This window comes from Bacillus sp. 2B09 (assembly GCF_003946835.1).
Classification (GTDB): Bacteria; Bacillota; Bacilli; order Bacillales; family Bacillaceae; genus Bacillus; species Bacillus altitudinis.
Window position 1 is genome coordinate 310,318 of sequence record NZ_RPSG01000003.1, and the last position, 12,728, is coordinate 323,045.

Sequence of the window (12,728 nt, forward strand, 5' to 3'; positions counted from 1 at the left end):
CATCAATGACGATCACTTGATTTCAATAGCTAGTTCCGCTAAAGTGAAAGGGACAGAACTAACGTAATGGAGGGCTTACAAGCGATGACACATATTCAATTTGACTACTCGAAAGCGTTACCTTTCTTTCAAGAACATGAGCTTACATATTTAAAAGATTTTGTGAAGGTGGCCCATCATAATATTCATGAACAAACGGGTACTGGCAGTGATTATTTAGGCTGGGTTGACTTACCGAAGCAATATGATCGCGAAGAATTTGCCCGCATTAAAAAAAGTGCAGAAAAGATTAAATCTGATTCTGATGTATTACTCGTTGTTGGAATTGGTGGTTCTTATCTTGGCGCACGTGCGGCCATTGAGTTTTTAAACCATTCTTTCTATAATAGTTTGCCAAAAGGCAAACGCAAAACACCGCAAATCATCTTTATTGGAAACAACATCAGTTCTTCTTATTTAACAGATGTAATGGATCTGCTAGAAGATGCCGATTTCTCCATTAACGTGATTTCAAAATCTGGTACAACAACAGAGCCAGCCATTGCGTTCCGTATCTTTAAAAAGCTCCTTATCGAAAAATATGGTGCTGAAGAAGCGAAAAAACGCATCTATGCGACAACTGACAAGGCACGCGGGGCACTCAAAACATTAGCAACTGAAGAAGGCTATGAATCATTTATCATCCCTGATGACGTCGGCGGACGCTATTCCGTCTTAACAGCAGTTGGTCTATTGCCAATCGCTGTAAGCGGTGCAGACATTGATCAAATGATGGAAGGTGCTGCGAAAGCAAGTGAAGACTTCGCTTCATCTGAGCTCTCAGAAAATGCGGCTTATCAATATGCGGTTGTCCGTAATGTTCTTTACAATAAAGGACGGACAATTGAAATGCTGATTAACTATGAGCCAGGCTTACAGTACTTTGCGGAGTGGTGGAAGCAGTTATTCGGCGAAAGTGAAGGGAAAGATGAAAAAGGAATCTATCCTTCTTCTGCCAACTTCTCAACGGATCTTCATTCACTTGGTCAATATGTACAAGAAGGAAGAAGAGACTTGTTTGAAACCATCGTGAATGTAGACAAGCCACGACATGAACTTGTCATCGAAGCAGAAGAACAAGACCTTGATGGGTTAAACTATCTTGCAGGAAAAACGGTTGATTTCGTCAATAAAAAAGCATTTGAAGGCACAATGCTTGCTCATACGGATGGAAAAGTACCGAACCTGATTGTGACGATTCCTGAAATGGATGCTTATACATTCGGATATCTCGTGTACTTCTTCGAAAAAGCATGTGCGATGTCTGGGTATTTACTAGGCGTCAATCCATTCGACCAGCCTGGAGTAGAAGCGTATAAAGTGAACATGTTTGCTTTATTAGGAAAACCGGGCTTCGAAGAGAAAAAGGCAGAACTTGAGAGCCGTCTCAACCAATCATAAGAATAAAAGGCACATCTTTTCATAAGGTGTGCCTTTTTTTATGTTCTCATGGTGTCAGTGCAAGCCTCCCTAAGCTCTGTACATAGAATAATCAATGGAGGAGGTTGATGAAGCGATGAGAACAAATCATATTTATATCCATGACATTTCAGGGCAGGCCATCGTTAACTTTGGGAATGTTGGGCGGATTTGTCCAATGAGTGCTACGAAAGAAACATCAGGAGCGGGCAGTGCAAACGAGACAAATGCATCATCCAGCCAGGCCTTATTTGATGCTGCTTTTACAAACAATGTGCAAATCACGAAAGGCAAATGTATGAATTCCTCTCTTTAACGAACCCTATACAAAAAGGAGGGTTCTGTATGATTCATGTACCATCTAGGCTAACTGGTGAAAGCTTTTCACTGTACCATTTAGAAGAAAACATGAAGCCGCTCGGATATGTCATTAATGGGAATTGGGATTATGATCATGGATATTTTGATTATAAAATTGACAACCGTGACGGCTATACCTTTCTCAGAGTTCCGTTTACAGCCGAGAAAGGACAGCTGGATCAGCCAGGCGTTGTGGTGAAAATGGGACATCCATTTCTCTTAAAGCATGTCTATCAAGATAAATTAGATGACCATGCGATGGTTGGAAATGTCGGGGCATCTTTTAACCAATTCCAAGAACCGAAAGAGAAAGACGGAGATGTGTCAAAGGCTTATGCCGAAATTGGCTTTTCACTCGTCAAAGAATTAGAAGATGCACTGCTTTAAAAGCTGATCAGCTCATCCTCTGGATGAAGCTCATATCCAAAAGGAGGATTCATCATGGGTCCTTCTTTTTTTTGTACGCCTACAATGATGACATGGTGCTCTAGAAAGTGATGAAGTGCCGTTAAGAATGTCTCTCCAGCTAATGAAGCCGGTACTGGAATGATGGTGATCTGTTTATGGAGGGTCATGTTTCTTTTGATTTTTAACGCCATGAGCTGTTCTTTTAAAAGAAAATGCTCCACCATTAAATGATTCACGGCATCAGAAGTGTGGATGACTTGATTGGCTCCAGCCCGCTCAGCATTTTTCACATAGCGATCGGTTAAAATTTCAATTAAACAATATAACGAAGGATTTAATCCTTTTGCCGCAAGCAAGGTTAAGACACTCTGCATATCAGCCGTCACTTCATTTTCATGCTGGTCGGCGGTAATCATCAATGTATCAGCACTCATAATATTTGCTCTGCGAAGTGTGGCATCCTCTGTACCATGGCCTTTAATAAAATGAACATTCTCTAAAAGAGGTCCTTCCTTTAAGGAATCATCAATGAGTACAATCGGCATGGCGGGATCAATGGTTTGAAACGATTGAAGCAGTTTGTTCGTTTTCTCATTCCAGCCGACAATGATGAGATGTCCCTTCCCCTTGAAAGCCACCTTCCCCTCTACATAATGGTGCTGTTTGCTAAATACAGCGGCAGCAAGCGTGGCAAAATAAGCCGTTACAAAGCTTGCCCCGATCAGAATCAGCGCCATACCTGCGATTTGTCCGGGCATGGTTTGCGGCACAAAATCACCATAGCCTACCGTCGCGACTGTAATGAGAGCCCACCAGATCCCATCAAAGATCGTATGATACTGCTTTGGTTCAAGTATGACGATTAATTGTCCAAAAAAGAGAAGCAAGAAACAGATGATGATCGCAATGCGAACATAAAGAGGCCATCTTAGCCAGGCAATGAAGATACGGTTTGATTTCATCGAACTCGTCCTTTCAGGGAAACTGCTAATGTCAGTATGCCCGATTAGGAAACAATTTTTCATCATCGTCATGTATTGAAACAGAACCCATATCTTAAAATAAGAGAGAAGAAGGAGGGAATGCGAATGTCGTTTGTTCAAAAGACCGTACTTCTTTTTATCGGCGCACACTTTTTATCATCTGCGGTGATTTTACTCGTGTTTGATTTAAATGCGGTGAACCATTTCATGAATGATTTCTCGTGGCTTCGTTTTTTTCAAGACCTATATGGAACGGTGACATTTTATACAGCATGCATCGGAATGTTCTTCTTTTTCATTGGTGTAGTGATTCCCCTTAAAAAGACCTAGTGCTTTTTGCTGTACACGTTACATAAAAGTCATTAAAATTGTAAATAAATATATAAAATAAAAAGGAAGCTGATGAGCATGCTGTTTTTTTATTTTTTAACATTTGCCGCATTGGGATTGTCTTTTTGGGCACAATTTAAAGTAAAGAATAATTTTGAAAAGTATTCAAAGGTTGAAGCTGCCAGTATGAAAACAGGTGCTGAAACCGCTCGATATATTTTAGATCGCAACGGGTTATACGACGTACCCGTTGAACCGGTAAGAGGAACTTTGACTGATCATTACGACCCGACGCAGCGTGTGGTTCGTTTATCTGAACCAGTGTATTATGGCCATTCCATTTCGGCCATTTCAGTCGCATCACACGAGGTTGGACATGCCTTGCAGCATCAGGAATCCTATGGTGCGCTTGTCTTGAGACATAAGATCTTCCCTGTCGTGAACTTTGCATCTGGTGTTGCCCCGCTTCTTTTCCTAGGTGGATTATTGCTCGGCAGCCTTAACTTAATCGGGCTTGGGATCGTTCTGTTCTCAGCTGCTGTGTTCTTTCAGCTAGTGACATTGCCTGTTGAGTTTAACGCAAGTTCTCGTGCAAAGAATATCATTGTTTCAGAAGGAATCATTAGAAGCAGTGAAGAAAGAGGCGTGAACAAGGTGTTAAATGCCGCAGCTCTTACGTACGTAGCAGCGGCCCTTGTCTCCCTGTTTGAATTGCTCCGTTTTGTAATGATCTTCCTAAATGGCCGTAATGATTAATTGACGCCAGAGGAGGTGAGCCCTTACCCGTGTTAGGTAAGGGTTTTTTTGTATATTTTAAACGTATTTTTAGTCCTATTACTCATTGCTGCGACAGCATTTTTTGTTGTCACTGAATTTGCGATTGTGAAAATTAGAGGCTCAAAAATCAATCAGCTGATTGAAAGCGGTGATAAGAGAGCCATTCATGTTCAGAAACTGACAACCAACCTTGATGAATATTTATCTGCCTGTCAGCTTGGCATTACCATCACGGCATTAGGCTTAGGGTGGTTAGGGGAGCCGACAGTGGAACATTTCCTGCATCCGCTTTTTGAAAAGGCAGGCCTTCATTCCGCTTTGACAGACATCATATCGTTTATCATTGCCTTTGTGATCATTACGTTTTTGCATGTTGTCGTTGGGGAACTTGCTCCCAAAACGATTGCCATTCAAAAGGCAGAAGCCGTCAGTCTTGTGACGGCAAAACCTCTTATTTTTTTCTATAAAGTCATGTACCCGTTTATTAAAGCATTAAATGGGGCTGCACGAGGCATTGTGAAATTATTTGGTTTTCATTCTGTCAAAGAACATGAAGTGGCGATCAGTGAGGAAGAATTGCGTCTCATCCTGTCTGAAAGCTACGAAAAGGGCGAGATCAACCAATCTGAATACAAATATGTCAATAAAATATTTGAATTTGATAACCGAGTGGCGAGAGAGATCATGATCCCGCGCACAGAAATCTCTGCCATTGAAATTGAACAGAGCCTGGAAGACGTGACGCATTATATGCTGAACGAAAGGTATACACGTTATCCTGTCATTAAAGAAGACAAAGATCATGTCATTGGTGTGATCAATAGCAAAGACGTATTTAAAGCAAGTTTTCTCAATCAAGAGGTGTCCATTGAAGACTTAATGCGCCCTGTCATTCGTGTCATTGAAAGTACACCAGTTCAAGAACTGCTGATTTTGATGCAAAAGGAACGGATTCATATGTCGGTGCTTGTAGATGAATACGGCGGAACAGCTGGTCTCGTCACAGTTGAAGACATATTAGAAGAAATTGTGGGCGAGATTCGAGATGAATATGATCAAGATGAGACCCCTCATATTGTGAAAAAAGGTGACTTCCACTATGTCATGGATGGAAAAGCCTTGATCGATGAAGTAAATGATTTATTGGATTTAGCGATTGAAAATGATGATGTTGATACAATTGCCGGCTGGATGATGACGCATAAAATTGATTTTGACATTGGAGATATCATTGAAGCAGAAGGCTGTGAATTTAAAATTGTCGATGCAGAAGATCATCATATTCGAACCATAGAAGTAAAAAAGGTTCACTTTTCCTAAAAACCTCGGAGCTATTGACGAGGTTTTTTTGCTTGGTAAACTTTAGGTAAGAAGATTTGTTTCTGCCAACCGGCAGTGATTGATTTCACATAAAAAGGGTATGGTTTTATAGACATGATCAAAAGGAGCCAGTGAAATGAAAAAAATCAACGTACAAACAGACAAACACGATGACATGATAGACATTACCCATGAAGTTCAGCAATATGTCCGGGAAACTGGAATTCAAAACGGAACGGTTATGGTCTATTGTCCACATACGACGGCTGGAATCACCATTAATGAAAATGCCGACCCAGACGTCAAACGAGATATGCTGCGCCGGCTTGACGAAGTCTTTCCATGGGAACATCCAAAAGATCGTCATATGGAAGGCAATACAGCAGCGCATATGAAAGCTAGTTATATGGGAGCATCTCAGCACGTTCTTGTCCATCATGGTGATCTTGTGCTTGGAACGTGGCAGGGAATCTATTTTTGTGAGTTTGACGGACCGAGACATCGTCACTTTTATGTACAGGTGTCATCTAACGAGTAAGGGCGGGGGAGAAGATGGGAGAATTCACAGCGTTACTTCAAATTGAACATGGCATCATTCAAGCACCAATGGCAGGAGGAGCGGTGACGCCGCAGCTTGTCGCTGCTGTTTCACAATATGGCGGTCTCGGCAGCTTAGCAAGTGGTTATGTACAGCCTGAAAAGATGAGGCAGCAAATCAGACAGGTCAAACAGCTGACATCTCGTCCATTTCAAGTGAATGTGTTTGTCCCTGAACCCATTTCAGAAACGAAAACAGAAGATGTATCATTTTGGACAGACCGGCTGCCTGTCATACAAGAAGCACAAATGATCCCTAGAGAAGAAGAATTATGGAAGGACTATGAACAAAAAATCAACATTCTTCAAGATGAAGAAGTCCCAGCTGTGTCGTTTACATTTGCCTGTCCAAACGAACAAACAATTCATCACCTGAAACAAAAGGGGATCTTTCTCATCGGAACAGCTACAACAAAAGAAGAAGCACTGCTTTTAGAAGAAAAAGGAATGGATGCCGTTGTTCTTCAAGGAAGCGAAGCAGGAGGGCACCGAGGTACCTTTTTGCCCTCAAAGGGAGATGCTCTGCAGGGACTTTTCTGCCTGATCAGTGATGTCAGATCCGTCTGTCATATCCCATTGATCGCCGCTGGAGGGATCACAGACCGGACCACTATGAGCGCAGCACTAGCACTTGGAGCAGATGCGGTTCAAATAGGGACACGATTTTTAGCGAGTCAAGAAAGTGCTGCGGCAGATGTGTACAAAAAGGCGCTGTTACAGGCAGAAGGCAGTGAAACAGCGATGACACGGCTTTTCTCTGGAAAAAAAGCCAGAGGTATTGTCAATCAGTGGATGGAGGAAGAAAGACGAAATGAAGACCGGGTTCTTCCCTATCCCATACAGCATGTATGGACAACACCGATGCGAAAAGCGGCAGCTGCTGCAGGAAACCCAGAACAAATGGCTCTTTGGGCAGGTCAGGGGGTTGGCCGCATTCTCTCGATTTTAACCGTTGAAGAAATCATGCATGAACTCACGCAGAAATAATTTGATAATGGGTGGTGTGACAGGATGGAAATCTTAAAACATTCATATCGGAAAAAAGGACAAATTGAATTTCTATTTGATGATTTTCCGCACTCCCCTGCCGTCCTTATCCCCATTCGTCATTACTATTTCGTCCGTTATGTGAAATGGAATCAGCACGACCCTCCAGTCACAAGAAACGATCTAGAAGAAATGGAAATCCTAGCAAACAAAATGCTTGGCACGCTCCACGATTACCGCAAACGCAAGGCATACAAAGGCCCCTTGTCATAACCTATAGACAAGAGGCCTTTTTTAGCTGCCAAACATTTGCCTGAGATAAATAACATCCATCCTAGTAGTCTGCGGCAGTAAATAAGCGGACTGAACCGCCCCTGGCCGTCTTCTGGCATTTAATTTATCAATAATCTCTGCAGCTGTTAAGATCCCAAGCCCATGCCCATAATATTGATCTTCCCCTAAGTAAATCACATTTTCTCCGCGCCATTGAGACTGTTGATAGCTAAACTCTGGATTCTCGAAATATAGGCAATCCCCATAAATAAAATCATTTCCGCGCTCTGTATAAATGGACAATGTATCATAGTGCCAGTCATACAGCGTTAAACTTCTAAGTCTTCGATTGAACTTCTCGTCTCCTACCGTTTGCAGGACTCCCATATAAAACACAATGACAATCGCTGTGGCACATTCAAAGGCATATTTTGAGCCATTTTCAAAGATGTCTTTAATCCCCGTAGATGGCTCGACTTGATAGCGCAGTTCTAACGCTCCGGCCTCTGATACACGCCAATAGGCGTCATTCGCACGGGACCTTTGAAAGATAGCAAATGAGGCACCGCTCTTGTTCAAATCTCTTGCCGCATTCATGATATTCGATCGTAAAGTCACCTCAAATAACAAATCAGATGCCTGCCTATAACGGAACGTATCATTTGAGGCTTGTAACTGCATCAAAATGATCCGCTTTTGTCCTTCTAGCTGAAACGATGCCAGCTGCTCATTTGTTACTGGCTGTCCTGAAAGGATAATCATATGAAAAGCGCCCCCTTTTGTATTAGCGTATGCGGGATGCTTGGGCAAGGAATCAATTTGTGAAAATAAACAAAAAGACATCCTTTTTATTTGAAAAACATGAAAATAATATGAAGCTGTCCGATATAAAACATAACGTTTAAAAGGAGGAAAAACATGAAAAGTATCATAAAATGGTTGAAAAAACCATCGATTTCTAAAAGGCTGATTATTTCATTCACACTTGTTCTCGTCTTGCCTATCATTACACTCAGTACGATTTCATATCAGATTGCTAAAGAAGAATTAGATCATGAAATCATGTACGGAGCCAACGCAAGAGTCAATGAGCTGAATGACATGATCGAGCAAAAGCTTTTGAATAAGGAGAACGCAGTCAAACTGTTTACCGAAACATCCAGTGCTGCAGACTTTAAAAAGAAAAACCAGGACGAACTGTATGAGCATTTCGAGATATACAGTAAAATCAATGAAGATGATGTAGTTGGATTTTATGCAGCAAGTAAAAATCGTGATTTTATTCAGTTCCCTAAAGTGGACATGCCAAAAGGCTATGATCCAACAACTCGTGATTGGTATAAAGCGGCGATGCAGGACGAAAAAGGCGAACCTGTGGTCACCAATCCATACATCTCTGCCACAACAAACGGCATGGTTGTCACAATCGCTCAGCGTCTGAAGGACGGGTCGGGAGCCATTGGGATTGATATTGATGTTCAAGATATCGTCGATAAAATCAAAGATATTAAAATTGGACGAGAAGGATACCCAATTATTGCAAATAAAAACAAACAGATTGTAGCTCACCCAGAAGAAAAATCAGGCTCTGCAGTTACAGAAAATATTTCATCAATCCTTTACAGCGGCAAAGAAGGAACATCAACTTATGAGAATAAAGGAGAGCAAAAACGCCTCGTTTTTGTGACAAATGATTTAACAGGTTGGAAAATTGCTGGAACGATGTTTGTATCAGAAACAGAAGAAGCAGCACAGCCAGTTTGGAATTCTGCCATTATTCTTTTAATTTCTTCTTTTATCCTTGGCGGTATCGCTATCTTCTTTATCGTTCGCTCCATCACAATTGGACTTAGAAGGCTTGTTGATTTCTCAGAAAAGGTGAGTGAAGGGGATCTAACGGAAACCCTCGAAACCAAATCGAAGGATGAAATAGGAGACCTCACAAGAAGCTTTAGTAAGATGAGTGAATCTTTGCGTGAAGTTATTCGAGCGGTCCAGCAATCTGTCGACAATGTGGCTTCAGCTTCAGAAGAGCTGACTGCTAGTGCCAGCCAAACAAGTCAGGCGACAGAGCATATCACAATGTCGATTGAACAATTCTCAAATGGGAATGAAGCACAAAATGAGAAAGTCGAATCTAGCACGAATCAGCTTGTCGCAATGAATGAAGGATTACAAGGTATGTCACAAACTTCATCAGAAGTGACTGCTGTCTCCATTCAATCGACAGAAGCGGCTGGACAAGGCGGACGTATCGTTGAAAGCACAGCGAATCAAATGAAACATATCGACACATCTGTACAAGAAGCAGAACAAGTCATGAAAGAATTAGAATACAAGTCTAAAGATATTACGAGCATTTTAAATGTCATTAATGGCATCGCAGATCAAACGAATTTACTTGCACTCAATGCAGCCATTGAAGCAGCAAGAGCAGGTGAATCAGGGCGCGGCTTCTCTGTCGTAGCAGAGGAAGTCAGAAAACTAGCGGTCCAATCCGCAGATTCAGCGAAAGAAATTGAAAAGCTAATCCAAGAAATTGTGTTGGAAATTTCCAAATCTCAAGAGATGTTCAAAGCTGTTAACCGAGAAGTAAATGCAGGACTTGGGATGACAGAAGAAGCAAAAGAAAGCTTCCAAAACATCTATGAGGCGGCAGAAGGTATGTCGAAAAAGCTCACTCAATTAAATGATACAGCGGTTGACCTATCAAGCGGTTCAAAAATTGTGTCACAAGCCATGCAGGAGATGCGTCAAGTTTCAAGAGAAAGTGCGGCGAACATTCAAGATATTGCGGCATCTGCTGAAGAACAATTGGCATCTATGGAAGAAATTTCGTCCTCTTCTGTCACACTTGCCAATATGGCTGAGGAACTAAAAGAGCTGACAAGTCAATTTAAAATTGATTAAAAAACGATGAAAAAATATCCAGAATTGTCTGGGTATTTTTTTTATTTTTAAACGTCATTTCCAGCCCTCTAAAAATAAACCTTTCATCCGATAATAACTTTAGAGAAGTAAAGGGGGAAAGAGAAAATGGGAAAAATGATCCAATGGTTCAAAAAACCATCCATTTCTAAAAAATTAGTTATTGCCTTTTTGGTAGTCCTCATACTGCCAACCGTCGCACTCACAATCAGTGCATTTTTTACATCAAAAACAGAGTTAGACAAACAGATTATGGGCAGTGCGATGAGTCAGGTCAATGCATTTGATACCTTAATCGATGAGAATATTGGGAACAAGGCAGAGGCTGTGACCCTGTTTACAGATGATCTCAAAGCGACTAATCTTCAAGAAAAAAATAGAAAAGCTACCATTAAAGAATTGCAGCAATACGGAAAAATTAATGAAAAAGATGTCTCAGCCATTTATGCAGGTTCAGAAAAGGGCTTGTTCATGCAATACCCAGTTCAAAAAATGCCTGAAGGCTATGATCCAAGAGAGCGTCCATGGTATCAAGAGGCCATGAGTGCTGATGGTAAACAAGTCATCACGAAGCCATACGTCGCAGCATCTACAGGTAAAATGGTCATCACCATTGCCCAAAAAACGAAAGATGGCTCAGGGGTAATTGGTCTTGATATGGAAATTGACAGCCTCATTCAAAAGCTAAAAGAAATTAAAATAGGTCAAAAAGGATATGCTTTCATCATGGAGAAGGATAAAACCGTGCTAGCAGATCCAACCCAAAAGCCAGGAAGCAAAGTCAATGAGAATTTGGCGAACATTATTTTTAAAAACAAACAAGGAAACGGCAGCTATACACTCAATGGAACAGATAAAAAGGTGGCGTATGTCACCAATGAACTAACCGGCTGGAAAATCGGCGGCACGATGCTCGTATCAGAAGTAGAGGATGCAGCTAAACCCGTTTTCAATACAGCCATTATTGTGTTCAGTGTGACACTGATCGTAGCAGGAACCCTCATCTTCTTTATTGTCCGCTCTATTTCAAGTAGATTATCCAATCTTGCCCGTTTCTCGAAAAAGGTCAGCGATGGTGATTTACGTGATAAACTTCAGATTCAATCAGATGATGAAATAGGACAAGTTGGTAAAGGCTTTAATACGATGATTGACTCATTAAGATCCCTCATTGGTGCCGTCCAAACCTCCGTTGAAAATGTCGCTTCTTCATCAGAAGAACTGACCGCAAGCGCAGGACAAACAAGTAAAGCAACAGAGCATATTACATTAGCCATTGAACAATTCTCTACTGGTAACGAAAGCCAGAATGATAAAGTGGAATCAAGCTCAGAAGAGTTAGAAGAAATGAACAGAGGCCTTCAGCACATGAACGAGTCGGCTGAATCGATTACCGCTTCATCCATCAAATCAACAGAGATTGCAGGAGAAGGCGGACAGCTAGTAGAAAAAACCGCTTCTCAAATGAACGTGATTGATCAATCAGTGAAAAAAGCAGAGAATGTCATCAGTGCGCTGGAAAGCAAATCAAAAGATATTACCCAGATTCTTGGTGTCATTAATGGCATCGCAGATCAAACGAATTTACTTGCGCTGAATGCAGCGATTGAGGCAGCAAGAGCTGGCGAATCTGGTCGAGGCTTCTCCGTTGTAGCAGAAGAAGTAAGAAAACTTGCTGTTCAATCTGCCAACTCAGCGAAAGAAATTGAAAACTTAATCAAAGAAATCGTTCAAGATATTGATGTATCACAAGAAGTATTCACAGCAGTAAATCAAGAAGTTCAATCAGGCTTAAGCTTTACTGAACAAACGAAAGTCAGCTTCCACAATATTTTCGACATGACCAAAGAAATCTCAGATCAGCTCCAAACAATGAATCGAACAGTTGTCCAATTGTCAAAAGGATCTGCACATGTTTCTGAGGCTGTCCGTGAGATTGCAGACGTATCACGTGAGAGCTCCGCCAATATCCAAGACATTGCCGCTTCAGCTGAAGAACAGCTGGCATCAATGGAAGAGATCAGCTCATCCTCTGCCACCCTTTCTTCAATGGCAGAAGAATTACGTGATTTGATTAGCAAATTTAAAGTCGAATAAACCAAATGAAAAGAACCTCCAGCTAGGGGGTTCTTTTTTGAACTGAATAAATCGAAAGGAATAGGTAAATATGCTTATTTTAATGGTTTTTTGAACATTACACCTTGAAAAATAATCCGTATTACCTAAGAATAGAGGGGGATGATCCCAAATCATAAACCAAAAGGAGTAGAGTCATGAAAAAAATCAACTTTTTTAAGCACTTTACGA

The 12,728-nt window shown here is 41.3% G+C and carries 13 protein-coding genes and 2 pseudogenes; 13 read left to right on the plus strand and 2 right to left on the minus strand.

Annotation, left to right across the window (positions count from 1 at the left end):
• Window positions 1-84 precede the first annotated feature (84 nt).
• The 3 genes from EBQ12_RS09070 to EBQ12_RS09080 all read left to right on the plus strand — a co-directional run bounded on the left by EBQ12_RS09070 (window position 85) and on the right by EBQ12_RS09080 (window position 2,205).
• Window positions 85-1,440 (plus strand): glucose-6-phosphate isomerase, encoded by a 1,356-nt coding sequence (locus EBQ12_RS09070; RefSeq protein ID WP_113747040.1) that lies wholly within the window; start codon window positions 85-87, stop codon window positions 1,438-1,440.
• 115 nt (window positions 1,441-1,555) lie between these two features.
• Complete coding sequence (locus EBQ12_RS09075) at window positions 1,556-1,774, plus strand: spore germination protein (protein WP_008345782.1); 219 nt, start codon at window positions 1,556-1,558, stop codon at window positions 1,772-1,774.
• 29 nt (window positions 1,775-1,803) lie between these two features.
• Entirely contained in the window at window positions 1,804-2,205 is a 402-nt protein-coding gene (locus EBQ12_RS09080) for a YugN-like family protein (RefSeq protein WP_008345780.1), read from the plus strand.
• Here EBQ12_RS09080 and EBQ12_RS09085 read toward each other — a convergent pair.
• The gene (locus tag EBQ12_RS09085; protein ID WP_025207891.1) at window positions 2,202-3,188 is read right to left on the minus strand and encodes a potassium channel family protein; all 987 of its coding nucleotides are present in this window, start codon (window positions 3,186-3,188) and stop codon (window positions 2,202-2,204) included. The genes EBQ12_RS09080 and EBQ12_RS09085 overlap by 4 nt on opposite strands.
• Window positions 3,189-3,314: 126 nt before the next feature.
• Here EBQ12_RS09085 and EBQ12_RS09090 point away from each other — a divergent pair, with 126 nt between their 5' ends.
• The 6 genes from EBQ12_RS09090 (at window position 3,315) to EBQ12_RS09115 (ending at window position 7,493) form a co-directional block, all read left to right on the plus strand.
• Window positions 3,315-3,539, plus strand: a complete 225-nt coding sequence (locus EBQ12_RS09090) for a YuzI family membrane protein (RefSeq protein ID WP_008345775.1) — start codon at window positions 3,315-3,317, stop codon at window positions 3,537-3,539.
• Between the two features lie 81 nt (window positions 3,540-3,620).
• Window positions 3,621-4,295 carry a zinc metallopeptidase gene (locus tag EBQ12_RS09095; protein WP_024719711.1) on the plus strand — a complete coding sequence of 225 codons (675 nt, stop codon included), beginning with the start codon at window positions 3,621-3,623 and terminating at the stop codon, window positions 4,293-4,295.
• Window positions 4,296-4,343: 48 nt separating this feature from the next.
• On the plus strand, window positions 4,344-5,636 hold the full coding sequence (locus EBQ12_RS09100; RefSeq protein WP_007500537.1) for a hemolysin family protein: 1,293 nt from the start codon (window positions 4,344-4,346) through the stop codon (window positions 5,634-5,636).
• Window positions 5,637-5,772: 136 nt separating this feature from the next.
• On the plus strand, window positions 5,773-6,174 hold the full coding sequence (locus EBQ12_RS09105) for a secondary thiamine-phosphate synthase enzyme YjbQ (RefSeq protein WP_007500538.1): 402 nt from the start codon (window positions 5,773-5,775) through the stop codon (window positions 6,172-6,174).
• Between the two features lie 14 nt (window positions 6,175-6,188).
• On the plus strand, window positions 6,189-7,220 hold the full coding sequence (locus EBQ12_RS09110) for a nitronate monooxygenase (protein ID WP_125589744.1): 1,032 nt from the start codon (window positions 6,189-6,191) through the stop codon (window positions 7,218-7,220).
• A gap of 24 nt (window positions 7,221-7,244) precedes the next feature.
• Window positions 7,245-7,493: a hypothetical protein gene (locus EBQ12_RS09115; protein WP_125589746.1), complete on the plus strand. Its 249-nt coding sequence runs from the start codon at window positions 7,245-7,247 to the stop codon at window positions 7,491-7,493.
• Between the two features lie 21 nt (window positions 7,494-7,514).
• Here the strand turns inward: EBQ12_RS09115 and EBQ12_RS09120 are convergent, their stop codons facing one another.
• Window positions 7,515-8,255: a protein-glutamine gamma-glutamyltransferase gene (locus EBQ12_RS09120; protein WP_008345763.1), complete on the minus strand. Its 741-nt coding sequence runs from the start codon at window positions 8,253-8,255 to the stop codon at window positions 7,515-7,517.
• Between the two features lie 339 nt (window positions 8,256-8,594).
• Between EBQ12_RS09120 and EBQ12_RS19690 the strand changes: the two are divergent.
• The 4 genes and pseudogenes from EBQ12_RS19690 to EBQ12_RS19705 all read left to right on the plus strand — a co-directional run.
• A pseudogene (locus tag EBQ12_RS19690) lies at window positions 8,595-9,461 on the plus strand (cache domain-containing protein); the annotation flags it as partial.
• Window positions 9,462-9,575: 114 nt separating this feature from the next.
• Entirely contained in the window at window positions 9,576-10,403 is an 828-nt protein-coding gene (locus EBQ12_RS19695; protein ID WP_375831112.1) for a methyl-accepting chemotaxis protein, read from the plus strand.
• A 282-nt stretch (window positions 10,404-10,685) separates the two neighbouring features.
• Window positions 10,686-11,573, plus strand: a pseudogene (locus EBQ12_RS19700) (HAMP domain-containing protein); the annotation flags it as partial.
• Window positions 11,568-12,518, plus strand: coding sequence for a methyl-accepting chemotaxis protein (locus EBQ12_RS19705; RefSeq protein WP_370529239.1), 951 nt, complete (start codon window positions 11,568-11,570; stop codon window positions 12,516-12,518). The pseudogene EBQ12_RS19700 and the gene EBQ12_RS19705, both read left to right, overlap by 6 nt.
• The last annotated feature ends 210 nt before the right edge of the window (window positions 12,519-12,728 follow it).